Consider the following 24007-nt stretch of genomic DNA (forward strand, 5'->3'; position numbering starts at 1 on the left):
GCTCGCGACGCCGGGGGGACGAGGGGACGCTACGTCCGCTCGGTGACCCAGGGGCCCCTGCGATCTGAACGGACGGTGACGCTACGACGACGGCTGCGGATCGTCCTCCCGGAGGATCGGGATCGCGTTCGTGAAGGTGCTGGCGCGACGCTCGGCATCGGCGCTGCCCGTGAAGAGGCCGTCGCCCGTCGGGGTGGGATCTGCAATCGCCGCGTCGGCGGGACTGCGCGTGGCGGGGGTCGCGGCATCCGTCATCAAGACGCGCTGGACCGGCACGGCCTGCGGCATCGACTCCTGCACCCAGGTCACCATGGCCTCGCGGACGAGGCAGCGGAGGTCGAACAGGGTCGGCGCGTCCTTCGCGGTGACGAGGATGCGGACGCGGACGTAGCCGGCGACCGCATCCGTGACCTGCAGGACCGCCGTGCGGCCGTCCCACAGGTCGGTCCGCCCGAGCACGCGCTGCAGGTGCGAGCGCATGAGGACGGGCGACACGTTCCAGTCGAGGTCCATCTCGACGGCACCGAGCAGCTCCGACCCTTTGCGGGTCCAGTTCTCGAACGGCGTCGTCGTGAAGTACGTGCACGGCAGGACGAGGCGGCGGTCGTCCCAGAGGTCGAGCACGACGTAGCTCAGGGTGATCTCTCCCACCCGCCCCCATTCGCCGTCGGCCACCACGACGTCATCGACGCGCAGGGCGTCGCTGAAGACGATCTGGAGGCCCGCGAACACGTTGGCGAGCACCGACTGCGCGGCCAGGCCCGCGACGATCGACGCGATGCCCGCCGAGGCGAGCACGCTCGCACCGATGGCCCGCACGGAGTCGAACGTCAGGAGGACGGCTCCGATCCCGATGATGACGATGATCGCGATCGCGAGGCGCCTCACGACCAGCGTCTGGGTCCGGATGCGGCGGGCCACCCGGTTGTCGGGAACGTCGATCCGGTAGCGCCCGAGGGCCACGTCGGTCGCGACGACGACGAGCGAGGCGAGGAGCCACGCGCTCGCCGCGATGATGAGGATGGTCAGGATCTGGCCGAGGATGCCGCGCCACGTGTCATCGGGGAACGCTACCCGGACGGCGACCCAGAGCGCGACCACGAGCAGCAGCATCCGGAACGGCGCGCGGGATTGGCGGCTGAGGACCCCCCGCCCACCGGCGTCGGCGCGCGATGACCGCCAGGGCGATCATCGCGACGACGGCGATGAGGATCGCGACGCCGATCCCGATCACTGCGGCGATGCCGAAGTCGACCCATCCATCCCACATGCAGCTGTTCCTTCCGTCGGGGAATCAGCCACCATACGACAACCGCCCGGCCGGAGCCGAGCGGTTGTCGAGAGTGCGGGGTGCCGTGTTACGGGGCCAAGCGCGTCGGTCCGCGGAAGAGGTAGGTGACCTCGCGGATCGAGTCCTGACCGAGCAGCAGCATCAGCACGCGCGCGAGGCCCATGCCGAAGCCGCCGTGGGGCGGGGCACCGAAGCGGAAGAAGTCGAGGTAGAAGTCGAGGTGCTCGGGGTCGAGGCCCTTCTCCTTCGCCTGCTCGATGAGGACGTCGACGCGGTGCTCGCGCTGAGCGCCCGTCGTGATCTCGACACCGTTGAAGAGCAGGTCGTACGACTTTGTCAGTCCGGTCTCCTCGTCGCGCATGTGGTAGAACGCGCGGATCTCGGGGTGGTAGTCGGTGATGAACACGAACTGATGGCCGTAGGTCTCCTGCACGTGCGCCGCGATCTGGCGCTCGCCCTCGGGGTCGAGGTCGCCGTCGGTGCGGGGGATCTCGTAGCCGCGGGCCGCGACGATCTCGCGTGCCTCGGCGAGCGGGATGCGCGGGAACGGGAGCTCGGGGACGACCACGTCGATGTCGAAGAGGGCCTTGATCTCGTCGCCGTGCTTGTCGGCGACGGCGCGGATCGCGGTCTGGAGGAGCTCCTCCTGCATGCGCGCGACGTCCTCGTGCGAGTCGATCCAGCTGATCTCGGCGTCGATCGAGGTGAATTCGGTGGCGTGGCGCGAGGTGAACGACGGGTCGGCGCGGAAGGCGGGGGCGATCTCGAAGATCTTGCCGAAGCCGGCGACCTGGGCCATCTGCTTGAAGAACTGCGGGCTCTGCGCCAGGTAGGCCGTCTTGTCCTCGAAGTAGGGGACCTCGAACAGCTCGGCGTTGGACTCCGACGGGGAGGCCATGAGCTTGGGGGAGTGGACCTCGATGTAGTCGCGCTCGACCCAGTAGGTGCGCATGGCGTGCTCGAGCGTCGTCTGGATGCGGAACACCAGGTTGTTGCGACGCTGGCGCAGGTCGATGAAACGCCAGTCCATGCGCTTGTCGAGACCGGAGTCCGCCGCGATCGGCGTCTCGGGCAGGGCGGCGGCCGCGATCTCGAGGCCGCTGATCTTGATCTCGACACCGCCGAGCTTGACGCGCTCGTCGTGCTTGAGCTCGCCGGTCGCAGTCAGGAAGGTGCCCGTCGACAGGTTCGAGATGAGGTCCGTGAGCGCCAGGGCCGCGGCATCCTGCTCACTGCCGTCCTCGGCGGGGCGCGTCGCGGGATTGACGAGCTGCACAGCGCCCGTCTCATCGCGCAGGATGACGAACTGCACCTTCTTCTGGTCGCGGACGGTCTCGACCCATCCGGAGACCGAGACGGGTCCGTCTTCACGGGACTGCAGCTGCTGGACGAGGGTGCGTTCACTCACGAGGGGAGAGTCTACGCGGCACCCAGGTTGCGCGGATTGCCGCCCCGTAGGCTGGCCGGACGGGGGGCCCGGCCGGGCATCCGATCACCGAGCGCGAGAGAGCACCCGATGACCGTCATGAACACTGCCGCCACCTCCTCCGGAGACGGGTCCTGGCTCTCGGCGCTGGCCGACTGGGTCGTCTCGCTGATGGACACCATCGGCCCGGCGGGAGCGGCCGTCGCCGTCGGCCTCGACAACCTGTTCCCGCCGATCCCGAGCGAGGTCGTCCTGCCGCTGGCCGGTCTCGCGGCATCGCGCGGGTCGTTCACCCTCGCGGAGGCGATCGGCTGGACCACCTTCGGGTCGGTCTTCGGCGCCTACATCCTCTACGTGCTCGGCCGGGTCCTCGGAGCAGACCGACTGACGCGCATCGCCGACAAGCTGCCGCTCATGAAAGGCGAGGACGTCACCAAGACCGTGCACTGGTTCGAGCGTCACGGGGGCGCCGCGGTCTTCTTCGGTCGGATGGTGCCGCTGTTCCGGAGCCTCATCTCGATCCCGGCGGGGGTCTCGAAGATGCACTGGTGGAAGTTCGGCCTGCTCACGACGGCGGGCAGTCTCATCTGGAACTCGATCTTCGTGCTCGCGGGGTTCTTCCTCGGCGAGAACTGGCACATCGTCGAGGAGTACGCCGGCGTGTTCCAGAACATCGTGATCGTGGTGGTCGTGGCCCTCGTGGTGTGGTTCGTCGTCGTCCGCGTGCGCGCCGCCGTCCGCAGCCGTCGGGAATCGCCGGGGGATGCCGCGGGCTGAGGCCCGCTCGCAGGCTGCGCTCAGGCCCTGCATAGGACCCCCTCACGTAGACTGAAGGGGTGCCTGCCGCCCGTCTCCATCTCGTGCGCCATGGGGAGGTCCACAACCCCGGACGCGTGCTCTACGGGCGACTCCCGGGCTTCCACCTGAGCGACGACGGTCACGGCATGGCCCGTGCGGCCGCCGAGCACCTGAAGGCGCAGGGGCGTCCGGTCCGCTCGCTGGTGTCGTCGCCTTTGGAGCGGGCGCGGGAGTCCGCCGCCCCCATCGCGGAGCTGTTCGGACTGACGCCCGTCATCGACGCCCGCGTCCTCGAGCCGACCAACGTCTTCGAGGGCAAGCGGATGCGGAGTGCCCTGCGCAACCCGCTCAACTGGTGGCACCTGCGCACGCCCGCTCTGCCGAGCTGGGGTGAGGCCTACCTCGAGGTCGTCGAGCGCATGGAGGCCGCGATGCTCGACGCCTGGAACCGCACGCCGTCGGGTGACGCGGTCATCGTCTCGCACCAGCTCCCCATCTGGATCACGCACCTGTCGGTCGCGGGTCTCCCGCTCCGCCACGACCCGCGGCGGCGCCGGTGCGACCTGTCGAGCATCACCAGCTTCGAGCTCGACGGCGATGTCTGGCGCGAGGTCGAGTACGCCGAGCCGGCCGCGACAGCCGGCGCCGTCGACGTGGGAGCCGTATGAGACGCCGCATCCTGGCCGCCCTCGCGGCCGTGACCCTCGTCGCGGGGCTCGCCGCGTGCTCGAGTGAGAACGACAACCTGGCGAACCTGTACCGCGAAGGCAACACGCAGGGCTTCATCTCCAGCGACGGTCGGGTCGAGACGATCCCCGCCGCGCAGCGCGGCGAGGCCCTCTCGTTCACGGGTACCGATGTCGACGGCAAGACGGTGTCGAGCACCGACTTCACCGGCGACGTGCTGGTCCTCAACTTCTGGTACGCCGCGTGCGGTCCGTGCCGGGCCGAGGCTCCCGTCCTCGAGCAGACGTACCAGGACACGAAGGCGGAGGGTGCGCACTTCCTCGGCGTCAACATCTACGACGGTCCCGAGCAGGCGACCTCGTTCGACGAGACGTACAAGATCACCTACCCGTCGATCCTCGCCCGCGGCGACGTCGATCTGAAGCTCGCGTTCGCCGACTGGACCTCGCTCCAGGCCGCCCCGACGACGCTCGTCGTCGATCGCGAGGGCCGCGTCGCCGCACGCCTGTTCGGCCAGCTGCCGGATGCCACGACCCTCCGCGACCTCGTCGACGACACTCTCGCGGAGAAGGGATGAACCCCGGGTCGATCGTGATGGGCGAGTCGCTCTGGATCGCGATCCCGATCGCGGCGCTCGCGGGTCTCGCCTCGTTCCTCTCGCCCTGCGTCCTGCCGCTGGTCCCCGGGTACCTCGGCTTCCTCGGCGGGGCCGTCGCGCCGCGTGAGCCGAAGAGGTCGAAGGATGCCGGGGCCACCGGCACGACCACGCTCACACGCACCGAGGCTCCGCCCCGCGGGCGCCTGCTGCTCGGCGTCGCGCTGTTCATCGCCGGCTTCAGCGTCGTGTTCATCATGTTCGGGATCTTCGCCGGGACCCTCGGTCGCGTCTTCATCGAGTACCAGGACCTCATCACCCGCGTCCTCGGCGCCGTGGTCGTCGCGCTCGGCCTGGTGTTCATCGGCGTCTTCGGGTTCGCGCAGAAGATCTACCGGCCGCAGCTGAAGCAGAACCTCGGCCTCGTCGGGGCTCCGCTTCTCGGCATCGCGATGGGCGTCGGCTGGGCGCCCTGCATCGGTCCGACCCTCGCCGCGATCATGAGCATGGCGTACAGTCAGGCCGACCCCGCGCGGGCGGGCGCCCTCGCCGCGGCGTACTCGCTGGGCCTCGGCATCCCGTTCGTCCTCCTCGCCCTCGGCGCAGGCTGGGCGACCCGCTCGGTGGCGTTCGTCCGCCGCCACATCCGCGTCGTCAACATCATCGGCGGTGCTCTTCTGATCGCGCTCGGCGTGCTGATGGTCACCGGTGTCTGGACGTCTCTCATGTCCGCGTTCCAGGGGGTGGTTGCCGGTGTCCCGACGTTCCTCTGACGGCTCTGAGACGGTCGACGGACCGCTTCGGCCGAGCGACCACCTCGACAAGACCGGTGATGACGAGCCCACCTTCTCGGGCGGCCAGCCCGCGCTGGGCGTCGTCGGATGGCTCCGCTGGGGATGGCGTCAGCTCACGAGCATGCGGACGGCCCTCGTGCTGCTCCTGCTCCTCGCGATCGCGGCGATCCCCGGTTCGCTCATGCCGCAGCGCAGCGCCGACCCCAACGGCGTCACGCAGTGGCGGGCCACGAACCCCGATCTGTACCCGACCTTCGACGCGTTCCAGCTCTTCGACGTCTACACGTCGGCGTGGTTCTCGGCGATCTACATCCTGCTGTTCATCTCGCTGATCGGCTGCGTCCTGCCGCGGACGAAGCACCACTGGAAGGCGCTCCGGGCGCGTCCGCCGAGGACCCCGGCACGGCTGTCGCGGCTGTCCGATCACGCGGAGCGGACCGTCGCGGTCCCCGACGGAGAGGATGCCGCGGGTCACGCAGCCCACGTCGTCGATCTCGCCGAGGCGCAGCTGCGCTCCGCCCGCTACCGCGTCGAGCGGTACGACCGGAACGGCGTGGCCTCGGTGTCCGCCGAGCGCGGCTACCTGCGCGAGACGGGCAACCTGCTCTTCCACGGCGCGCTCGTCGGCGTGCTCATCTCGGTCGGCATCGGGGGCGGCTTCACGTACACGGGCCAGACCGTCATCACCGAGGGCGATGGCTTCGTGAACTCGCTCGGGCTCGGATACACGTCCTTCAACCCGGGTCGCTTCGTCGACACCGAGGCGCTCACGCCGTACTCCATCACCCTCGACCGTTTCGATGTGACCTATGCGCCGCCGTCGGGGCAGGCGGGCGGCTTCGAAGCCCACGTCACCACCCGGTTCCCCGGTCAGGAGGCCGAGGACCAGGTGATCGAGGTGAACCACCCGATCACGATGGCGGGCGACCGCGTGTACCTCATGGGCAACGGCTACGCACCGACCATCACGGTCCGAAACGGCGAGGGCGACGTCGTCTTCAGCGAGTCGGTTCCCTTCCTGCCGCAGAGCGCGACGATGACCTCGCAGGGCGTCGTGAAGATCCCCGACACCGGTGGCGAGCAGCTCGGACTCGTCGGGTTCTTCTACCCCACGGTCGCGCAGCTCTCGAGCGGCGCGCTCACCTCGCGCTACGGCGACCTGCTCGATCCTCGCTTGACATTCTTCGTCTACGAGGGCGATCTCGGGATCGACGACGGCACGCCGCGGTCGGTCTACGCGCTCGATACCGACGGGATGACCGAGATCGCCGGTCGGAATGCGGACTCGCCGTCGCTGGAACTCTCGCCGGGGCAGACCGTCGACCTGCCGGGCGGGCGCGGCACCGTGACGTTCGAGGACGAGACGCGCACGGGCGCGCCGGAGTCGGTGAAGCGTTACGTCTCACTGTCGATCCACAACGACTCGAGTGCCACGTGGGTGCTCGTGTTCGCGGTCCTCGCGATGATCGGCCTCTTCACCGCGCTGTTCGTCCCGCGGCGACGCATGTGGGTGAAGGCGACACCGGCCGGCGATCAGGTGCACATCGAGTACGCGGGTCTCGCACGCGGCGAGGATCCCGCCATCGGGGTCGCCGTCGCCGACCTCGCGAAGCGGCACGAGAGCGCGCTGGGCGACGAACCGGCATCCGCCCCCGCGCCCGCCGCGAACGTAAACTGAACTCACCCATTCCCTCCGGAGGACCCCCAATGTCGTTCGATGACATCTCCGTGCTTCTGCTGTGGACCGCCATCGCGATCTACACGCTCGGCTTCCTCGCCTTCACGGTCGACCTCGCTCGGCGCTCCGAGCTCGCGATCAAGGCCCAGGACGCGCGGACGCAGGCGCGCACCCTTGTCGCCGCCGGCGGGGGGCAGACCATCGAGGACATCCGCGCCGAAGAAGCTGCCGCGAAGGTCGCCCTCGAGGCGGCGCCGTCGCAGCGCGGTCGGTACCTCTTCGCACGGCTCGGCGTCGTCCTGACGACGATCGCGTTCCTCTTCCACGTCGGAGCGGACGTCACCCGCGGTATCGCGGCCGGTCGCGTGCCGTGGTCGAACAACTACGAGTTCGCCCTCACCGGCACGATGCTCGTCGTGATGGTGTTCCTGACCGTGCTGGTCAAGTACGACCTGCGCTTCCTCGGCGCGTTCATCAACGGTCTCATCGTGGTCCTGCTCGGTGGCGCCGCGCTGGCGTACTACGTCGAGGTCGTGCCGCTGTCCGACCCGCTGAAGAGCGTCTGGCTCGTCATCCACGTGTTCGTCGCCTCGCTCGCCTCGGCGTTCTACGCGCTCGCGTTCGCGCTGTCGGTCGTGCAGCTGCTGCAGTCCCGACGGGAGCGCGTCGCGCTGGCCGCGGTGGGGACGGATGCCGCCCCCCGCACGCGGCTGCCGTTCCTGCGCACGCTGCCCAGCGCCGAGGTGCTCGAGTCCCTGGCCTACCGCTTCGCGATCATCGGCTTCGTCCTGTGGACCTTCACCCTCATCGCCGGCGCGATCTGGGCCAACGACGCGTGGGGTCGCTACTGGGGCTTCGACACGAAGGAAGTGTGGACCTTCGTGATCTGGGTGGTCTACGCCGGCTACATCCACGCGCGTGCGACGCGCGGCTGGCGCGGCACGCGCTCGGCCTGGCTGTCGATCGTCGGCTTCACCGCGGTGCTCTTCAACTTCACGATCGTGAATCAGTTCTTCCAGGGCCTGCATTCCTACAGCGGCCTGTCCAGCTGAGCCTCGTGACGCAGATCCCCGCCACCGTCGTGACCTACCCCGACGGGGAGGTCACCGGAACGGCCACCGTCGTGCATGCCGTGCCACTCGCCGACGGGCGGACGGGCATCGTCTTCGATCGCACCCCGTTCCACCCCGTCGACACCGCCTGGCCCGACCAGCCCGCCGACGTCGGCGTGCTGCGAACGTCAGCCGGCGAGTTCCCCGTCGTCACCACCGTGACCGGGGGAGTCCACGAGGGCGACCTCGTCATCGGGCCGGACCTCCCGGTGCGCATCGGCACCGAGGGGTGGGCGTTCGTCGTCGTGCACGTCGTCGACGGGCCTGCCCCCGCCGTCGGCGAGAGCGTCGAGGCGTACGTCGATCCCGAGCTGCGCGCTGCGCTGTCCGCCGGGCACACCGCCTGCCACCTGGCATCCCTCGCCCTCGACGCCGCCCTCGCGGATGCGTGGACGAAGGAGGTTCCGACGGATGCCGCCGGTCACCCCGCGTTCGACATGCTCGCGATCCAGACCTCCCGCATCGCGCCGTACGGCTCGGTCGACGTCTACCGCATCGGCAAGTCTCTGCGGAAGAAGGGCTTCGACACGAGCGCGCTCGGCGACCTCCCGGAGCTCGAGGCGCGAATCGAGGCGACGCTGGCGGGCTGGGCCAACTCGGCGGGGGCCATCTCCATCCATCGCGACGACCACACGCTCGCCGGGCGCCGCTCGTGGCGCTGCGACCTGCCCGACGGTCTCGTCGAGATCCCGTGCGGCGGGACGCATCTGACGTCCCTCGCACAGATCGGCGCGCTGACGGTCGCGCTCGACGCGAACGAGGTGCCCGGCGGCATCCAGCTCACCATGACGACGTCGATCACACTCGCCGGCTGAGCCCGCGGCCGCGCGCCGCTCCCCGGGCCGCGCCCCGCGCCCCACGTCCAGCTACGTCGCCGAATCACCATCCACGTGCCGAATCACCACCCTGTGGCGTGCATTCGGGTGGTGATTCGGCAGTGGAGTGGTGACTCGGCGAGAGGGGGACCGGGCCAGGACCGGGCCAGGACCGGACCTAGGAGCAGGCGCGTGCGCGCGCCTGCTCCGGACGGGATCAGGCGGGCTGCGTGAGTACGGCCCGGGCCGAGGTGGAACGGTGACGCGCGACGGCGAGGATGCCGGCGGCGATCGCGACGAGCGTCCAGAGCACGAGTCCGACGGCTGCGGTCGCGCCGCCTCCGGCATCCGTCAGCGCCGCCAGCATCGACGTGTATGCCGGCGCCGTGGGCAGGAGGCCCGCGATGTCGAGCAGGGTGCCCGGCACCGTGGACACGATCCCGGTCGCCAGCGCCATGACGCCCACGAGGACCGACACCCAGCGGCCGATGCCGCCGAACAGGGCCACGAGCGCGTGGTTGATCGCGGCGAAGGCGACACCGGCGAGCACGCACATGGCCGCGAAGGGCCACCACTGCTCGGCGTCGTACCCGGCCGCGAGCTGGACGACGGTGGCGACGAGAGCGCCCTGCAGGGCGCCGATCACGGCGCCCGGTGCGAGTGCGCGCAGCGCGAGGGCAGCCGAGGATCGTCGCGACGACAGCGCGGTCCGCGGCACGGCGCGCAGGACGACGAACGACGCGAGACCGCCGAACCACAGCGCGAGGGTGGCGAGCAGCGGCACGGCGGATGCGCCGAACAGCGAGGTGCCGGTGCCGTCGGCCACCACCGGATCGGCGACGATCGAGGCGAGGTCTGCGGCTTCGTTCTTCGTGTAGGACGGCACGCCGTCGACGGCCTTGTCCAGTCCGCCGGCGAGGTCGTCGGTACCGGTCGCGAGCTTGCCGACGCCGGTCGAGAGGTCTCCGGCGCCGCTGGCGAGCGCGTCCACACCGGCCGCGAGCTGGTCGCCGCCGTCCGCCGCGGTACCGGCGCCGGTCGCGAGGTCGCGGGCACCCGTGGACAGCTGACCGGCCCCCGCGGAGAGCTGCTCCGCGCCGTCGGCCAGCTGGCCCATCCCACCGGCGAGCTGCTCCGCTGCGGCGGCCGAGGTGCGGAGGCCCTCGGTCAGGCTCGGACCGAAGTTCGCGAGCGCGTCGATGTTCTCGGCGAGCTTCTTAGAGTCGCCGACCGTGGCCTGCAGAGCCGGGAGAGCGGACGTCGCGTCAGCCGCGGCATCCGTCAGCTGGTCGCAGAGCTCCGCGCCGGCCTGCGCGGGCACGCACGACGACGCCGCAGCCGACAGGGCGTCGACGATGCCGGTCACGGCCTCGCGGTTCTGCTCGCCGTCCGCGGTGAGGGCCTTGATGCCGTCGACGACATCGGAGGGGATCGCCGGGATCGCCGACGTCTGGTCGGCGGCCCGCGTCAGGCCGTCCGCGAGCTGCTGGGTGCCCTCGGCGATCGGTCGGGCACCGGCCGACCACTCGGAGAGGCCCTGCGAGGTGGCCGCGGCGCCGCCGGCCAGCTGGTTCGCACCGCTCTGCAGCTTGCGCAGGCCGTCGGCGAGCGAGTACCCGCCGTCGGCCGCGCTGGAGGCGCCGTCGGCGAGCTTCGAGGCGCCGTCGGCGGCTGCCTTCGCGCCGTCGGCGAGCTGCGCGGCGCCGTCGGCCGCGGTGCCCAGCTGCTCATTCAGCGTCGTGAAGCCGAGGAACACGTTCTCGAGGTAGCCCGTCGTGAGTTGCTGGCCGAGGACGGATGCCGCGGTCGAGGTCACCTGGTTCGTGATGGCGTCGTCGACGATGCGGGCATCGGGCGAGGAGGTCAGCTCGATCGTCGCGCGTTCCGGGGTCTTGCCGGGAGCGGTCGAGGTCGCCGCTGCGGAGAAGTTCTTCGGGATGGTGACGATCGCGTCGTAGGTGCCGTCTTCGAGGCCCTCCTTGGCGTCCTCCGTGTTGGAGATCGTCCAGGTGAGGTTGCTGTCGAGCTCATCCGAGCCTTCGACGAGTCCCGCGGTCAGGAGGCGCCCGAGGGGAGTGGTCTGTCCGTTCACCTCGACCGGCTCGTCGTTGTTCACGACCGCGGTGTTCAGTGCGTCGAGCCGCTCGGTGGGGTTGTAGAGAGCCGCCACGAGGAGGCCGCCGATGACGGCGGGCAGCAGGAGCACGCCGAGGAGCGTGAGCCACGAGATGGGGCGCCGGGTCTGCGCGCGTTCGATGGAGAGAGTCATGAGGGGGTCACCTGGGTGGGGGTGTCGACGGTGAGGGGTGTGGAGACGGCGAGCCGCAGGAGATCGGGGTCCGGCCGGTAGGCGTCGGCGAGGATGCCGCGGGCCGATTCCGCGTCTCGGGCCGAGGCGACGACGGTCAGGGCTCCGGCCTTGGCCGAGACCGCGTTGGTCGCGTCGCGCAGGAGTGCGGCGGCCTGATCGCGGGCAGCGCCGGTGAGGGTGTCGAGGCCGACGATCACGACGAACCGCGTGCGGCCGGCCAGAGCGCGGCGGAGGTCGGCGAGCGGTGCGTCCGCCCCGGTGAGGTCGGCGACGGAGACGTGGGCACGCACCCACGCCGCGCGGCCGGGCAGCAGGTGCCCCGACACGCGCAGCAGGCCGGAGGTCGGAGCGATGCGGCCGGCGACGGTCAGCAGGAACGCTCGTGCCGCGTGCGGGTCGGCGGCGGTGACGAGGAGCGTGCCGCCGTCGGCGACCCGGGCGTTCGCGCCGGAGAACAGGACCACGTCCGTGCCGGTCGATTCGGCCCGCACCTCGAGGTCGTCGGCAGCGAGCGCACCGGTCCAGTGGGGTTCCGGCCACTTCGCGTGGGCGCGTTCGTGCTCGACCGCCTCGCCTTCGATGTCGACCTTGGGGAGCAGGCGCTCCAGCCAGCGCGGCATCCACCACGCCTTGTCGCCCAGCAGCGCCATGACCGCGGGGGTCAGAGTCATGCGGACGAGGAAGGCGTCGACGGCGATGCCCACGGCGAGGCCCAGGGCGATCGGTTTGATCGAACTGTCACCCTCGGGGACGAACGCGGCGAAGACGGCGAACATGATGACGGCCGCAGCGACCACGACGCGCGCCGAGGCGGTGAATCCGGAGCGGACGGCGGCGATGGCGGTCTCTCGGTTCGCGCGGCCCCGGCGGGCGCGGACGGCGTGCACGAAGTCCTCTCGCATGCGCGAGACCAGGAAGACCTCGTAATCCATCGCGAGGCCGAACAGGACGCCCATGAGGATGATCGGCATGAAGCTGATCACGGGACCCGTGCGCGTCACGTGCAGGAGGTCGGCGAGCCAGCCCCACTCGAACACCGCGGCGACCGCGCCGAAGGCGGCGAGGATCGACAGCAGGTACCCGAGGGTCGCCTTGAGCGGCACCCAGATCGAGCGGAACACGATCATCAGAAGGATGAACGACAGGCCGACGACGAAGATGCCGAAGGGCAGCAGTGCGGCGCCGAGACGGTCGGACACATCGATGCCGACGGCGGTGAAGCCCGTCACCTTGAGGTCGACGCCGTACTTCTCCTGCCACTCGTCGTGGTGCGAGCGCAGCTCGCGGACGAGGTCGGCGGTCGCGGGGTCGTCGGGGGCCGTGGTCGGGACGATCTGGATGAGGCCGGTGTCGGCTGTCTCATTGGGGGTGGCGAGGGCGACGCGCTCGACGCCGGGGATCGCCTCGACCTCCTTCTTCAGGTCGTCCATGAGGCCGAGCGGGTCGGTCGAGGTCACGATCGTGCCGGTCATCACGAGCGGACCGTTCGACCCCGCGCCGAAGTACTCCGCGTTGAGGTCGTAGGCCTGGCGGGCCTGGCTCGACGTCGGCTGGACACCGGCATTGGGCAGGGCGAGGTGCAGATTGGCCGACGGGATCGCCATGACGCCCAGTCCGACGACGACGGCGACGGTGGCGATGATCGGATGCCGCGTCACCAGCATCACCCAGCGGTTGGGTCGTGCGGGGGCGACGGGGCCGGCGGCGGGTGCGGGCTCCGGCTCGGACGTCTCTTCGGTGTCGTCGGCCGCGTCGGCGTCGGAACCGCGGCGGCGGCGACGGGTCGGGATGCCGCGCTGCAGCGTCTTGCCTCCCCAGCCGACGACGCGACCCTTCGCGAAGCCGAGGAGCGCGGGGGTGAGGGTGACGGCGACCGCCACGGCGACCGCCACGGCGACGGCGGCGGCGATGCCCATCGTCGAGAGGAACGGGATGCCGGCGATGCTGAGTCCGACGAGGGCGATCATGACCGTCACGCCGGCGAAGACCACGGCGGACCCTGCCGTGCCGACCGCGCGGGCGGCGGACTCCTCGGGGTCCATGCCGCCGCGGACCTGATCCTGGTGTCTCGACACGATGAACAGGGCGTAGTCGATGCCGACGGCAAGCCCCAGCATGACGGCGAGCATGGGCGTCGTCGACGAGATGGTCGTCACGGCCGTCGCGAGGAAGATGAGCGCGATCGCGAGCGCGACGCCGATGAGCGCGCTGACGAGCGGGAACCAGGCGACGGCGAACGAGCGGAACGTCACGATGAGGACGAAGAGGGCGACGAGCACGCCGATGACCTCGACGATCGACAGCGCCGGGATCGATGCGGCGAACAGATCGCCGCCGAGTGCGGACTGCGCGCCCTGGGGGAGCGCGTCGTGGAACTCGGCCGCGGTCTTCTCGACGGCCTCGACAGTGGCGTCGCTCACCTCGGTGGACTGGCCGTCGAACTGCATCTGCACGAGCGCCGCCCGGTCGTCGTCCGAGACGAGTCCGGTGACCATCTCGTCGAACGGCGAGGTCGCGGAGGTCACGCCGTCGATGTCGCCCAGGCGCGTCACGAGATCGTCGATCTCCCCGCGGAGCGGCTGGTCCTCGACAGTCTCGCCCTCGGGGGCGACGACAATGAGCTGCGCGCTCGCGCCGCTGGCCTGCGGGAAGGTTCGGTTCAGCAGCTCGAGGCCCTGCTGAGCCTCCGTGCCGGGGATCGTGAAGGAGTTGTCGGTGCCCTTCATGAAGAGAGCGACGCCCCCGCCGATCATCCCGAGCAGCAGGATCCAGGCGATGAGCACGCGCCACGAGTGCCGGTAGGCCCATCGGCCGAGGGTGAAGAGGATGGTGGACACAGGCGCTCCTGGATCAGAGTCGGACGGTTTCGATACAGCGCTGTATCCAATACACATGTGTATCGTAGACCCGCACACAGGTCGCAATCCTGAAGGGTGGGTGTGAGATGGCGCGAAGCCGCGAGAACACGCGAGCTCGCCTGCTCGACGCCGCACACGAGGTGTTCGCCGAGGTCGGCCTCGACGCGGCATCCGTCGAGACCATCTGCGAACGTGCAGGATTCACCCGGGGCGCGTTCTACTCCAATTTCGAGTCGAAGGACGAGCTCTTCCTCGCCCTCATCACTCAGCTCTCCGAAGACAAGCTCGACGAGGTCTCGGTGCGCGTCAAGCGGCTCTCGGGCACCGACGATCCGCTCGATCTCGTCCGCCAGATCGCGACGATGTCGCTCGCCGAGCGGATGGAGCCCCAGCTGCTCAGCGAGGTCCGCACCCAGGCGCTTCGCGATCCTCGGCTGGCGCAGGCGTTCCTGGCCTGGCGGGCGCAGATGCTCGGGCGGATCGAGACCATCGTTCGCGAAGTGAGCGAACGCCACGCGCTCCCGCTGCGGATGCCCGTCGCCGACGCCGCGCAACTGCTCCTGGACGTCTCGGAGCAGTGCAGCGTGCAGGCCGCGCTCGAGCGCCTGTCCGAGCGGCAGGCCAATCGGGCCATGCAGTCGCGACTCGAGCAGCTCGTTCCGCTGCTGGTCGGCTGATCCTCGCCTGCCGGTCGCTACGACGACTCGGCGAGGACGGCGTGGCAGCGCTCGAGCCGCGCGAGCCACCAGTCCCGGCGCTCCGGCGTCGCGGCGTGCGCGTCGAGGAGGGACGCGTCCGGGACGACCCGGCGCAGCGGCAGCGATCCGCCCCGCGGCCGCAGCGGCTCGTCGGTGACGTCGGCGGCGAGCAGCGACGCCGTCCCCAGTCCGCAGTCGAAGTCGAGGTCGGGGAGGGATGCCGCCAGGGCGACGCCCATCGCGAGGCCGACCGAGGTGTCGAGGGCGCTCGAGACGACGGCAGGGAGTCCGGCCTCGGCGACGACCGAGAGCGCGCGCCGCAGCCCGCCGAGCGGCTGGGCTTTGATCACGAGCAGGTCGGCCGCGCCGGCCCGTGCGACGGCGACCGGGTCGTCGGCCTTGCGGACGCTCTCGTCGGCGGCGATCGGGATGTCCATGTACCGGATGCGGCCGCGCAGTTCGGCGAGCTCCGCCACCGTCGCGCACGGCTGTTCGACGTACTCGAGGTCGAACTCGGCGAGAGCGTGCACGGCGTGCTCGGCCTCGTCGAGGTTCCAGCCGCCGTTCGCGTCGACGCGGATGCGGCCCTCGGGGCCCATCGCCTCCCGGACCGTTCGCACGCGCGCCACGTCGTCGGCGAGCACCTGACCGGGTTCGGCGACCTTCACCTTGGCGGTGCGGCATCCGTCGAAGCGGGCGAGGACCCCCGGAACGGATGCCGCGGGCACGGCCGGCACCGTCGCGTTCACCGGGATCGTGTCGCGGACGGCCGCAGGCGTGGGCTGCCAGCCGTACTCGATCGCCGCCGCGAGCCAGGCCGCGGACTCAGCGTCGTCGTACTCCGCGAACGGCGAGAACTCGGTCCATCCCTCCGGGCCCTCGAGCAGCAGGGCCTCACGGACGTCGATCCCGCGGAAGCGGGTGTGGAGAGGCAGCGACACCACGCGCGCCGTCGCGCGGAGGTCGGCGAGCGAGGGCAGGGACATGCCCCCATCCTGGCCTGCTCAGGCGCCGGCGCGCGTCTTGTCCGCGGGTGGGTCGGCTGTCACAGCCGGGTGTAGCGGGCGCGGAAGAACGCGTAGACGCCGTAGGCGATCCAGCCCGCACCGATCACGCTCAGCACGATGACGCCGGCGGGGAGTTCCGCGAACGAGCGGAGGGCACCGTCGAGTCCGCTCGACTTCTCGGGATCGTTCGTGACCGCACCGACGAGGAACAGGACGCCGACGCCCGCGAAGGCGATGCCCCGGGCCACGTACCCGACGGTGCCGAGGATGCGGACCGCGCGCCCGGCAGTGCCACCGGGCATCGAGAGGTCGCGCTCGAAGCGTCGCGTGACGCCCTTGAACACGAGGTAGCCCGCGACGCCGATCAGGACCAGCCCGATCGCGACGACGAGGAAGACGCCACCGGGGGTGGCGAGCAGGTCTGCCGTGAGCGACCGCGTCGAGTCGGACGAGTCGGCCGAACCACCCGCGGCGACCGTGACGGCGGTGACGCCGAGAACGACGTAGACGACACCTTTGACGCCGTTCTTCGCGATGTGCACGGCGCGATCGCGCCGGGAGTCGCTGGAGCGGTCGAGGAACGCGCTGAGGAGGTGCCAGAGGCCGAGCACGACGAGGCCCACGGCAGCCGCCCAAAGGAGGAGGACGCCGCCGGGTGCGGACGCCAGCTGCTGCAGGGCGCCCGACTGGTCGGCCTGCTCTCCGCCTCCTCGGCCGGTGGCGAGGGAGATCGCGATGACGCCGATGACGATGTGCACGACACCGCTGGCGGCGAAGCCGACGCGCGCGAGCGTGCGCAGGGTCCGACTGTTCTTCGCCCCGTGCGCCGCATTCTTCGCCGATGAACTCATCGCGCCAGCCTAGCGACGGGCCGCGCGGCGGCCCTCTTCCTTGCAACGTTGTACAGTGACGCGGGGAGGGTCCATGTCGCCGACACTGCACGACGTCGCACGGATCGCCGGGGTGTCCATCAAGACGGTGTCGAATGTCATCAACGACCATCCGCACGTCCGCCCGGCGACACGCGAGCGCGTCGAGCGTGCGATCGCTGAGCTCGGCTACACCCCGAACCTCACCGCGCGCAACCTTCGCAGCGGCCGCACAGGGGCGATCGCCCTCGCCGTCCCCGACCTGGCGCTCAGCTACTTCGCCGAGCTCGCCGGTCTCGTCATCGCCGAGGCCGAGCGCCGCGGCGTCGTGGTGCTCGTCGAGCAGACCGGCGGCGACCGTGACCGCGAGTTCGACCTGCTGCGCAGCCCTCGCCTCAAGCTCACGGACGGTCTCATCTTCAGTCCGCTGGGCATGGGCCAGGACGACGGGGACAGGCTGCGGGTGCCCTACCCGATGGTCCTCCTGGGCGAGCGCGTGTTCGACGGCCCCGTCGATCACGTCACGATGCAGAACGTCGAAGCCGCGCGGGCGGCGACCCAGCACCTCATCGCGGGCGGGCGCCGACGGATCGCCGTCGTGGGCGCACACGACGGCGAGGTGATCGGTTCGGCAGGACTCCGGCTGAAGGGCTACCGGGAGGCGCTGGATGCCGCCGGCATCCCCTTCGACCCGCAGCTGATCGGCTCGACCACCATGTGGCATCGCTCGAACGGGGCGCGGACGATGCACGAACTCATCGATCGGGGGGTCGAGTTCGACGCGGTGTTCGGGCTCAACGACACGCTCGCCCTCGGCGCGATGCGTGTGCTGCAGGAGAGCGGCCGCCGCGTGCCGGACGACGTCACCGTGGTCGGCTTCGACGATCTGGACGAAGCGCAGTACTCGATTCCCTCGCTCACGACGATCGATCCCGGTCAGCAATGGATCGCGCGGACCGCGGTCGAGACGCTCCTCGCACGCATCGCGGCACCGGCTCCCGACGCCTCGCCGAAGCTCCTGCTCGCCGACTTCCACCTCGCCGTGCGAGAGTCCGCGCCGTTACCGTGACGTCGCTTGACAGTCGGGGTCGCCGACGGCATCATCACTTTTACAACGTTTACTTCTAACGTTGTAAAAGCGAGTGCAACGCGGCACCCCCGTGCATCGACGCACCTGCATCCGTCTCCGTTCGACACCGGTGTCCACACCGCGAGAGGAAGCTCACAGCTCATGAAGTCCAAGGTCATCGCCGGCGCCGGCGTCGCCGTCGTCGCCGCAGCCGCCCTCACCGGATGCTCCGGTGGTGGCGCCACGGCAGAGTCGTGCACCAACAAGATCGTCAACCCGGATGCGACCCAGGTGTCGGTCTGGGCCTGGTACCCCTCCTTCGAGGAGGTCGTCGACCTCTTCAACGAGAAGCACGACGACGTTCAGATCTGCTGGACCAACGCGGGCCAGGGCAACGACGAGTACACGAAGTTCTCCACGGCGATCGAATCCGGCAGCGGGGCGCCCGACGTCATCATGCTCGAATCCGAGGTCCTCTCGAGCTTCGCCATCCGCGACTCGCTGGTCGACCTCTCGGAGTACGGCGCGGGAGACGTGAAGGACGACTACACCGAGGGCGCCTGGAAGGACGTCTCCAGCGGCGACGCCGTCTACGCGATCCCCGTCGACGGCGGCCCCATGGGCATGCTCTATCGCCAGGACATCCTCGACGAGTACGGCATCAAGGCTCCCACCACGTGGGACGAGTTCGCCGCGGCGGCGCAGAAGCTCAAGGACGAGGGTGCGCCGGGTGTGCTCGCCAACTTCCCGCCCAACGGCCGCGCGTTCACCCAGGCGCTCTTCGCCCAGGCCGGCTCCGTGCCGTTCACCTACGACAGCGCCTCCCCGCAGGAGATCGGCATCGACGTCGCCGACCAGGGCTCGAAGGACGTGCTCGCCTTCTGGCAGGACCTCGCCGACAAGGGCCTCGTCGCCGTCGACGAGGCGTTCACGGCCGACTACAACACGAAGCTCGTCGACGGCTCGTACGCGATCTACGTCGCGGCGGCCTGGGGTCCCGGCTACCTGCAGGGGCTCGAAGGGTCCGACGAGGGCGCTGTATGGCGCGCAGCACCCGTGCCGCAGTGGGATGCCGCGAACCCGGTGCAGATCAACTGGGGCGGCTCGACGTTCGCCGTGACCTCCCAGGCCGATGACAAGGAGGCGGCGGCCACCGTCGCCAAGGAGATCTTCGGCACCGAAGAGGCGTGGAAGATCGGCATCGAGAAGGCCGCGCTCTTCCCGCTCTGGAAGCCCATCCTCGAGTCGGACTACTTCCGCGACCTGGAGTACCCGTTCTTCGGCGGGCAGCAGATCAACAAGGACGTCTTCCTGCCGGCGGCATCCGGGTACTCGGGCTTCACGTTCAGCCCGTTCCAGAACTACGCCTACGACCAGTTGCAGGAGGAGGTGACCGCGGTCGTCGTCGACAAGAACAAGGATGCCGCGCCCGCCCTCGACGACCTGCAGGCCACGCTCGAGAAGTACGCCACCGAACAGGGCTTCACGCTCACTGATTGACGCGCGGTGGGGGCCGGTTCGGCCGGCCCCCGCCCCTCCCCGGAAGCGACACCATGACCACTCAGGTACTCGAGCGGCCCGCGCCGCCGCGCCGCCGCAGCGGCATCCAGCGACGTCAGCAGGTCGGTTGGCTGTTCATCACGCCGTTCCTCGTCGTCTTCGCCGCGTTCCTCGTCTTCCCCCTCATCTACGCATTCGGGATGAGTCTGTTCAGCTCGACGCTGGCCACGGGGACGAAGTTCGTCGGCATCGACAACTATGTGAAGGCGTTCACCGACCCGCTGTTCCTCGGCGGACTCGGACGCGTGATCCTCTTCGCGCTCGTCATGATCCCGGCGCAGCTGCTCGTCGCGATCGTCGCGGCGCTCGTCCTCGACTCCCTCACCACGTGGGTGTCGAAGCTGTCGCGTCTGCTGATCTTCGCGCCCTACGCGATCCCGGTCGTCATCGGCGCACTCATGTGGAGCTTCCTCTACAGCCCCCGCTTCGGCCCGGGCGCCACGATCTTCGGGATCTTCGGACTTGAGGCGCCGAACTTCCTCTCCAGCGATTCGATCTTCTTCAGCCTCGTCAACGTCGTCACGTGGCAGTGGGCCGGGTACTACATGATCGTGGTCTACGCGGCGCTGCGCGCGATCGACCCCGCGGTCTACGAGGCGGCCCGCATCGACGGCGCCAACGGGTTCCAGATCGCCACCCGCATCAAGGTGCCGATGATCTCGTCCTCGATGGTCATGGTGATCACCTTCGCGCTGATCGGCACGCTGCAGTTCTTCACCGAGCCGACGGTGCTCCGCTCGATCGCTTCGGGCGCCCTGCCCGCCGACTACACCCCGAACATGTACGCCTACGCGCTGGCCTTCAGCTACAGCCAGTTCAACTACGCGTCGACGATCGCCTTCTCGCTGGGCGTGCTCGTGTTCATCGGCTCGTTCGGCTTCCTCTTCCTCACCCGCAAGCAGAACGGACTGAAGTGATGTCCGCCCTCCCCACCACGGCGTCGGTCTCGGACGAGGCCCACACGACCGTCACCGGCATCCCCTCGCGCAAGAACCGCTCGGCGGGCCGCCCTCGCGGCCGGCGCCGCATCGGCTCGCACGTGCTGCTGATCATCCTCGCGATCTACTTCGTCATCCCGATCTGGTGGCTCTTCGTCGCCGCCACGAAGGACACCGGCGGGCTCTTCTCGAGCTCCGCGTTCTGGTTCGATCAGCCGGGCGACTTCTTCACCAACATCCAGGGTCTGTTCACCCACCAGGGCGGCATCTACTGGCGCTGGCTCGGCAACTCGTTCCTGTACGCGTTCGTCTCCGGGCTCGGTGCGACCGTCGTCGCCGTCCTCGCCGGATACGGGTTCGCGAAGTACCAGTTCCGGGGCCGCGGGGTCGTCTTCGGGATGATCCTCGGCTCGGTGATGGTGCCGCTCACCGCGCTCGTCATCCCGACCTTCATGCTGCTCAGCCAGTACGGCCTGATCAACACCCCGTGGGCGGTCATCCTGCCGTCGCTGCTGAACCCGTTCGGCGTCTACCTCATGCGCGTCTACACGCAGGATGCCGTCCCCGACGAACTGCTCGAGGCGGCGCGCATCGACGGGGCCGGGGAGTGGCGCACGTTCCGCACGATCGTCGTGCCGCTGCTGCCGCCCGGCGATCGTCACGGTCCTGCTGCTGTCGGTCGTCGGCACCTGGAACAACTTCTTCCTGCCGCTGGCTGTCCTCACCGACCCGCAGCTGCTGCCCGTCACGGTCGGCCTCAACCGGTGGTTGGCGCTGTCGAACGCGGGCGCCGGCGGCGAGCAGGTCTGGAACCTGATCACCTCGGGCGCCTTCATCTCGGTCCTCCCGCTCCTGCTGTCGTTCCTGTTCCTGCAGCGGTACTGGCAGGGCGGTCTCGCCCTCGGTTCGGTCAAGTGACCGCCCCGTATCCCTCGTCCTCCCTCGAAACAGAAAGCATCTCTATGCCCAGCGCACGTCTCACCGTCGATCCCGCCTTCGCGATCGGCGATGTCCGTCGAAAGCTCTTCGGTGGCTTCGTCGAGCACCTCGGCCGCCACGTCTACGACGGCATCTACGAGCCCGGTCACGAGAGTGCGGATGCCGAGGGCTTCCGCACCGACGTCATCGACCTCGTCAAGGAGCTCGGGGTCGACACGATCCGCTATCCCGGCGGCAACTTCGTGTCGGGCTTCCGCTGGGAGGATTCGGTCGGACCGGTCTCCGAGCGTCCGCGTCGGCTCGACCTGGCCTGGCACTCGACGGAAACGAACGAGGTCGGCCTGCACGAGTTCTCGTCGTGGCTCGAGAAGGTCGGCAGTGACCTCATGATGGCGGTAAACCTCGGCACCCGCGGGACGCTCGAGGCGATCGACCTGCTCGAGTACTCCAACATCCGCTCGGGGACCGCGCTCAGCGACCGGCGCATCGCCAACGGTCGCACGGAGCCGTTCGGCGTTCGCATGTGGTGCCTCGGCAACGAGATGGACGGTCCCTGGCAGCTGGGGCACCGCTCCGCCGACGACTACGGCAAGATCGCGTCGCAGGCGGCGAAGGGGATGCGGCAGCTCGACCCCGACATCCAGCTCGTCGTGTGCGGGTCCTCGAGCGCCCACATGCCGACGTTCGGCGAATGGGAGCGGGTCGTGCTGACGCACACCTACGACGACGTCGACCTGATCTCGTGCCACGCGTACTACGAGGAGAGAAACGGCGACGTCGACAGCTTCCTCGCCTCGGCCGTCGACATGGACGGCTTCATCGAGAAGGTCGTCGCGACCGCCGACCACGTCGGCGCGGTGCGGGGATCGTCGAAGAAGATCGACATCTCGTTCGACGAGTGGAACGTCTGGTACATCGACCGTTTCCACGGCGTCGACAAGATCCAGGGCATCGACAACTGGCCGGTGGCGCCGCGCCTGCTCGAGGACTCCTACTCGGTGCTCGACGCCGTCGTCTTCGGCAACCTGATGATCTCGCTCCTCAAGCACGCTGACCGCGTGGCGAGCGCCTCGCTCGCGCAGCTCGTCAACGTGATCGCGCCGATCATGACCGAGCCGGGCGGGCCGGCATGGCGTCAGACGACGTTCTTCCCGTTCTCGATCACCTCGCGTCTGGCGAAGGGCGCCGCGCTCCGCGTCAAGCTCGAGTCGCCGACCCACACGACGGCGGTGTACGGCGAGGTGCCGCTCGTCGACGCCGTCGCGACGCACGACGCCGAGGCCGGTCGCAGCGCCCTGTTCCTCGTGAACCGGAGCACGACCGAGTCGATCGAGGTCTCGGTCGACGTCGCGGCGCTCGGCGACCTCTCGGTCCTCGAGACGCACACGCTCACCGACGACGACATCAACGCGAAGAACACCCTCGCCGACCGCGAGCGCGTCGCCCCGCGGCCGAACGAATCGGTCCGCGTCGAGGACGGCATTCTCACGATCACGCTGCCGCCGGTGTCGTGGACGGCGGTCGCGCTCGGCTGAGCCGGTTCCAGGCGGCATCCGTTCCCCGCAGTGAGACGGATGCCGCCTGTGCGACACTCTCGGGCGAGGGGGTCGAGATGAAGCATGCGGTGGTGGTGGTCGTCCTCGTGCTGGCCGCGGCGTCGCTCACGGGATGCAGCTCGCAGTCGTGTGCCTCGTGGGTGTCGTACTCCTCCGATGAGGAGCGCGCTCGTGATGCAGATGTGGTCATCGTCACCGATGCCGTCGAATCGGACGGAACGATGAACATCCTGGGATTCGACGCGAACGCGTACCGGGTCACCGTCGCCGAGGCGGAAAAGGGTGACGTCGTGATGGGTGAGGTGGTTCGCGTCGGATCGACCGCCGACAACTGCTCGGACGCGCCCTATGGGTCGCGAGACCCGCTCCTGCAGGAGGGGCCGCTGCGACTGTTCCTTCAACGGGGCGAGAGCGGGCTGCGCACCCTGACCCCCTTCGACGGGGTGCGGCCAGCCTCATGAGGGTCGCCTTCCACCAGCGGGTCGATCTCGTCGGCGACGTGCTCGTCCCGGCATCCGATCTGGCGGACATCGACCCCGCGGGCTACGCGCGGGCGATGTCGAAGTACGACGACACTCCCGAGAGGCAGCGCCTGAAGGTGACGGAGATCCCCGGGCTCGCGCGGACGTGGACCGAGGTCGTGTTCCTGAGCCCGGTCCACCCGCACGCGATCTGGCGGGCGTGGCGCGAGATCCGCGGCAGAGAGCTGCCGCGGGCGGAGTTCTGGGCGATCCCGGCGGACGACCTGCCGCACGGGACGGTGGTCCTCGACCGGACCGTCTCGGCGGTGGGCGACCCCCTCGACCCGGCAGAGGTCGCACCGTTCGATCCGGCGTCGTTCACGACGGCCACCGAAGTACCGGCCGCGAACCGGGCGTGGCTGGAGGAGATGGTCCGCCGCGGCGTCAGCGGAGCGTGGTTCCACGGCATCCCGCACGTCCTCGCTCCCGGCGCCGTGCCGGTACGCGGCGCCCGCGTGATCGGTTGGGAAGAGCCGGTCTGATCC

General features: G+C 69.8%; 21 protein-coding genes and 1 pseudogene. 15 read left to right on the top strand and 7 right to left on the bottom strand.

The annotated features are described in order from the left end of the window. Nucleotides 1-81: 81 nt before the first annotated feature. From QE428_RS08060 to aspS, 3 genes are all read right to left on the bottom strand, one after another. Nucleotides 82-1101, bottom strand: coding sequence for a mechanosensitive ion channel family protein (locus QE428_RS08060; protein ID WP_307467889.1), 1020 nt, complete (start codon nucleotides 1099-1101; stop codon nucleotides 82-84). Beyond that, a complete protein-coding gene (locus QE428_RS08065) occupies nucleotides 1058-1270 on the bottom strand; it encodes an MYXO-CTERM sorting domain-containing protein (protein WP_307467893.1) in 213 nt (70 codons plus the stop codon). The genes QE428_RS08060 and QE428_RS08065 overlap by 44 nt, the downstream gene beginning before the upstream one ends. Nucleotides 1271-1358: 88 nt before the next feature. Continuing rightward, nucleotides 1359-2699 carry an aspartate--tRNA(Asn) ligase gene (gene aspS, locus QE428_RS08070; protein ID WP_091351763.1) on the bottom strand — a complete coding sequence of 447 codons (1341 nt, stop codon included), beginning with the start codon at nucleotides 2697-2699 and terminating at the stop codon, nucleotides 1359-1361. A 108-nt stretch (nucleotides 2700-2807) separates the two neighbouring features. Here aspS and QE428_RS08075 point away from each other — a divergent pair, with 108 nt between their 5' ends. Genes QE428_RS08075 through QE428_RS08105 form a run of 7 tightly spaced genes read left to right on the top strand, consistent with a single transcriptional unit; the run spans nucleotide 2808 to nucleotide 9196 of the window. Then, entirely contained in the window at nucleotides 2808-3494 is a 687-nt protein-coding gene (locus QE428_RS08075; protein ID WP_091351764.1) for a DedA family protein, read from the top strand. 59 nt (nucleotides 3495-3553) lie between these two features. Continuing rightward, entirely contained in the window at nucleotides 3554-4183 is a 630-nt protein-coding gene (locus QE428_RS08080; RefSeq protein WP_091351765.1) for a histidine phosphatase family protein, read from the top strand. Next, the gene (locus tag QE428_RS08085; protein ID WP_307467900.1) at nucleotides 4180-4779 is read left to right on the top strand and encodes a TlpA disulfide reductase family protein; all 600 of its coding nucleotides are present in this window, start codon (nucleotides 4180-4182) and stop codon (nucleotides 4777-4779) included. The genes QE428_RS08080 and QE428_RS08085 overlap by 4 nt, the downstream gene beginning before the upstream one ends. Next, the gene (locus QE428_RS08090) at nucleotides 4776-5570 is read left to right on the top strand and encodes a cytochrome c biogenesis CcdA family protein (RefSeq protein ID WP_091351767.1); all 795 of its coding nucleotides are present in this window, start codon (nucleotides 4776-4778) and stop codon (nucleotides 5568-5570) included. Before QE428_RS08085 ends, QE428_RS08090 begins: the two co-directional genes overlap by 4 nt. Further along, nucleotides 5551-7269: a cytochrome c biogenesis protein ResB gene (locus QE428_RS08095; RefSeq protein ID WP_307467904.1), complete on the top strand. Its 1719-nt coding sequence runs from the start codon at nucleotides 5551-5553 to the stop codon at nucleotides 7267-7269. The genes QE428_RS08090 and QE428_RS08095 overlap by 20 nt, the downstream gene beginning before the upstream one ends. 29 nt (nucleotides 7270-7298) lie before the next feature. Then, complete coding sequence (ccsB, locus tag QE428_RS08100) at nucleotides 7299-8321, top strand: c-type cytochrome biogenesis protein CcsB (protein ID WP_091351769.1); 1023 nt, start codon at nucleotides 7299-7301, stop codon at nucleotides 8319-8321. Nucleotides 8322-8326: 5 nt separating this feature from the next. Further along, nucleotides 8327-9196: a metal-dependent hydrolase gene (locus QE428_RS08105; RefSeq protein WP_307467907.1), complete on the top strand. Its 870-nt coding sequence runs from the start codon at nucleotides 8327-8329 to the stop codon at nucleotides 9194-9196. A 217-nt stretch (nucleotides 9197-9413) separates the two neighbouring features. Here the strand turns inward: QE428_RS08105 and QE428_RS08110 are convergent, their stop codons facing one another. Both QE428_RS08110 and QE428_RS08115 read right to left on the bottom strand, forming a co-directional pair. Beyond that, nucleotides 9414-11465 carry a YhgE/Pip domain-containing protein gene (locus QE428_RS08110; protein WP_307467911.1) on the bottom strand — a complete coding sequence of 684 codons (2052 nt, stop codon included), beginning with the start codon at nucleotides 11463-11465 and terminating at the stop codon, nucleotides 9414-9416. After that, a complete protein-coding gene (locus QE428_RS08115) occupies nucleotides 11462-14344 on the bottom strand; it encodes an efflux RND transporter permease subunit (protein WP_091351772.1) in 2883 nt (960 codons plus the stop codon). The genes QE428_RS08110 and QE428_RS08115 overlap by 4 nt, the downstream gene beginning before the upstream one ends. A 107-nt stretch (nucleotides 14345-14451) precedes the next feature. On the opposite strand from QE428_RS08115, the gene QE428_RS08120 reads away from it, so the two are divergent. Beyond that, nucleotides 14452-15042 (top strand): TetR/AcrR family transcriptional regulator, encoded by a 591-nt coding sequence (locus tag QE428_RS08120; RefSeq protein WP_091351773.1) that lies wholly within the window; start codon nucleotides 14452-14454, stop codon nucleotides 15040-15042. A gap of 17 nt (nucleotides 15043-15059) precedes the next feature. Here the strand turns inward: QE428_RS08120 and QE428_RS08125 are convergent, their stop codons facing one another. Continuing rightward, nucleotides 15060-16049 (bottom strand): o-succinylbenzoate synthase, encoded by a 990-nt coding sequence (locus QE428_RS08125; protein ID WP_091351774.1) that lies wholly within the window; start codon nucleotides 16047-16049, stop codon nucleotides 15060-15062. A 59-nt stretch (nucleotides 16050-16108) separates the two neighbouring features. After that, nucleotides 16109-16921, bottom strand: coding sequence for a DUF1206 domain-containing protein (locus tag QE428_RS08130; protein ID WP_091351775.1), 813 nt, complete (start codon nucleotides 16919-16921; stop codon nucleotides 16109-16111). A 73-nt stretch (nucleotides 16922-16994) separates the two neighbouring features. Between QE428_RS08130 and QE428_RS08135 the strand changes: the two genes are divergently transcribed. The 7 genes and pseudogenes from QE428_RS08135 (at nucleotide 16995) to QE428_RS08165 (ending at nucleotide 24004) form a co-directional block, all read left to right on the top strand. After that, nucleotides 16995-18008 (top strand): LacI family DNA-binding transcriptional regulator, encoded by a 1014-nt coding sequence (locus QE428_RS08135; RefSeq protein ID WP_091351776.1) that lies wholly within the window; start codon nucleotides 16995-16997, stop codon nucleotides 18006-18008. Nucleotides 18009-18170: 162 nt separating this feature from the next. Beyond that, nucleotides 18171-19508, top strand: a complete 1338-nt coding sequence (locus tag QE428_RS08140; RefSeq protein ID WP_091351777.1) for an ABC transporter substrate-binding protein — start codon at nucleotides 18171-18173, stop codon at nucleotides 19506-19508. A gap of 53 nt (nucleotides 19509-19561) precedes the next feature. Then, entirely contained in the window at nucleotides 19562-20485 is a 924-nt protein-coding gene (locus QE428_RS08145) for a carbohydrate ABC transporter permease (RefSeq protein ID WP_091351778.1), read from the top strand. A gap of 419 nt (nucleotides 20486-20904) precedes the next feature. Beyond that, nucleotides 20905-21090, top strand: a pseudogene (locus QE428_RS14700) (carbohydrate ABC transporter permease); the annotation flags it as partial. Nucleotides 21091-21468: 378 nt separating this feature from the next. After that, complete coding sequence (locus QE428_RS08155) at nucleotides 21469-22980, top strand: alpha-N-arabinofuranosidase (RefSeq protein ID WP_307470688.1); 1512 nt, start codon at nucleotides 21469-21471, stop codon at nucleotides 22978-22980. Beyond that, complete coding sequence (locus tag QE428_RS08160) at nucleotides 22956-23462, top strand: hypothetical protein (RefSeq protein ID WP_231916536.1); 507 nt, start codon at nucleotides 22956-22958, stop codon at nucleotides 23460-23462. The genes QE428_RS08155 and QE428_RS08160 overlap by 25 nt, the downstream gene beginning before the upstream one ends. Continuing rightward, complete coding sequence (locus QE428_RS08165) at nucleotides 23459-24004, top strand: hypothetical protein (protein WP_091351781.1); 546 nt, start codon at nucleotides 23459-23461, stop codon at nucleotides 24002-24004. Before QE428_RS08160 ends, QE428_RS08165 begins: the two co-directional genes overlap by 4 nt. The last annotated feature ends 3 nt before the right edge of the window (nucleotides 24005-24007 follow it).

It is taken from the genome of Microbacterium sp. SORGH_AS_0505 (assembly GCF_030818715.1).
Taxonomy (GTDB): Bacteria; Actinomycetota; Actinomycetes; order Actinomycetales; family Microbacteriaceae; genus Microbacterium.

Coding starts and splice junctions, on each gene's coding strand:
- QE428_RS08065 (WP_307467893.1), bottom strand. CDS start 1,270: ATGTGGGATGGATGGGTCGACTTCGGCATCGCCGCAGTGATCGGGATC.
- QE428_RS08075 (WP_091351764.1), top strand. CDS start 2,808: ATGACCGTCATGAACACTGCCGCCACCTCCTCCGGAGACGGGTCCTGG.
- QE428_RS08085 (WP_307467900.1), top strand. CDS start 4,180: ATGAGACGCCGCATCCTGGCCGCCCTCGCGGCCGTGACCCTCGTCGCG.
- QE428_RS08090 (WP_091351767.1), top strand. CDS start 4,776: ATGAACCCCGGGTCGATCGTGATGGGCGAGTCGCTCTGGATCGCGATC.
- ccsB (WP_091351769.1), top strand. CDS start 7,299: ATGTCGTTCGATGACATCTCCGTGCTTCTGCTGTGGACCGCCATCGCG.
- QE428_RS08110 (WP_307467911.1), bottom strand. CDS start 11,465: ATGACTCTCTCCATCGAACGCGCGCAGACCCGGCGCCCCATCTCGTGG.
- QE428_RS08120 (WP_091351773.1), top strand. CDS start 14,452: ATGGCGCGAAGCCGCGAGAACACGCGAGCTCGCCTGCTCGACGCCGCA.
- QE428_RS08125 (WP_091351774.1), bottom strand. CDS start 16,049: ATGTCCCTGCCCTCGCTCGCCGACCTCCGCGCGACGGCGCGCGTGGTG.
- QE428_RS08130 (WP_091351775.1), bottom strand. CDS start 16,921: ATGAGTTCATCGGCGAAGAATGCGGCGCACGGGGCGAAGAACAGTCGG.
- QE428_RS08135 (WP_091351776.1), top strand. CDS start 16,995: ATGTCGCCGACACTGCACGACGTCGCACGGATCGCCGGGGTGTCCATC.
- QE428_RS08140 (WP_091351777.1), top strand. CDS start 18,171: ATGAAGTCCAAGGTCATCGCCGGCGCCGGCGTCGCCGTCGTCGCCGCA.
- QE428_RS08145 (WP_091351778.1), top strand. CDS start 19,562: ATGACCACTCAGGTACTCGAGCGGCCCGCGCCGCCGCGCCGCCGCAGC.
- QE428_RS08155 (WP_307470688.1), top strand. CDS start 21,469: ATGCCCAGCGCACGTCTCACCGTCGATCCCGCCTTCGCGATCGGCGAT.
- QE428_RS08165 (WP_091351781.1), top strand. CDS start 23,459: ATGAGGGTCGCCTTCCACCAGCGGGTCGATCTCGTCGGCGACGTGCTC.